Raw genomic sequence first — 1327 nt, 5'->3', positions numbered from 1 at the left:
TGAACGAGCCCCATGAAAGACAGGACACCGTTTCCCCCTTACGATAAGGGATAGGCAAACGGTTATGTTTATGACTAATAGCAACGATAAGAGTGGGGAGCTTTTGGGCCAGGAGCGGCGACGCCGCTGGAGTCCAGAGCAAAAGCTGGCCATGGTTCGCGAGAGCCTTGAGCCAGGGCAAAGTGTGTCGGTCGTCGCTCGGCGCAACGGCATCAATGCCAACCAGTTATTCCTATGGCGCAAGCTGTATCAGGACGGCAGCCTGTCGGCGGTCAGTGCTGGCGAAGCCGTGGTGCCGGCCTCCGAGCTGAGCGATGCGCTCAAGCAGATCCGTGAACTGCAACGGATGCTGGGCAAGAAAACGATGGAAGCCGAAATCCTCAAAGAGGCCGTGGAGATCGCCCGGTCGCGAAAATGGATTGCGCACTCACCCTTGTTGCCGGGGGACGACCAGTGAAGCTGGTCAGCGAATGTCTCGGTGTGGCGCGCTCGCAATTAACGGTTCGAATCAAGCAATCGGTATCGCCCAAGACACGGCGAAGCAGACCTGTGGACGACGCTGAGTTGGTGGTTGAAATCCAACAGCAGGTCAGCGAGTTGCCCAGCTATGGCTACCGTCGTGTCTGGGGATTACTGCGTCGGGAACGTGAAACCCATTCGCTGCCGGCGATCAATGTGAAGCGGGTTTACCGGGTCATGCGTGATCACAACTTGCTGCTGGAGCGTCGACTCAAACAGCCCGGCGTGCCGCGTCGGCACGAAGGCCGTATTGCCGTGAAAACCAGCGATACGCGTTGGTGCTCGGACGGCTTTGAGTTCCGCTGCGAGGACGGCGCCAAACTGAGCGTGACCTTCGCCCTCGATTGCTGTGATCGCGAAGCCATCGGCTGGGTGGCAAGCCCGACCGGGTACAGCGGCCATGATATCCGCGACTTGATGCTGGAAAGCGTGGAGAAGCGCTTCGGTGATCAATTGCCCACCACGCCGGTGCAATGGCTAAGCGACAACGGCTCGGCGTACACCGCCGAACAGACACGCCTGTTTGCTCGACAGATCGGCTTGCAGCCGGTGACCACGCCAGTTCGCAGCCCGCAGAGCAACGGGATGGCGGAGAGCTTCGTGAAGACGATCAAGCGTGACTACGTGGCGCACATGCCCAAACCGGATTGGGAAACGGCGCTGCGTAACTTGGCAATTGCCTTCGAACACTACAACGAGCAGCATCCGCACAGCGCTTTGAACTATCGCTCGCCGAGGGAGTTCAGGCGCTTGGCGGCAGCATCAATTTAACAGGGAGTTGGTGTCCGGTTTTGTAGGGGCAAGTCCA

General features: G+C 59.0%; 1 protein-coding gene. It reads left to right on the top strand.

The features are described 5' to 3' along the window. The first annotated feature begins 70 nt into the window (after window positions 1–70). A protein-coding gene (locus AC1Q6D_RS33110; protein ID WP_371919950.1) for an IS3 family transposase occupies window positions 71–1290 on the top strand; the annotation gives its coding sequence in 2 pieces (ribosomal slippage) (window positions 71–416 and window positions 416–1290; 1221 coding nt in all). The last annotated feature ends 37 nt before the right edge of the window (window positions 1291–1327 follow it).

This window comes from Pseudomonas sp. MT92 (assembly GCF_058792515.1).
Note: the sequence above shows the minus strand (reverse complement) of the source record. Positions and strands in the feature narration are given on the sequence as shown.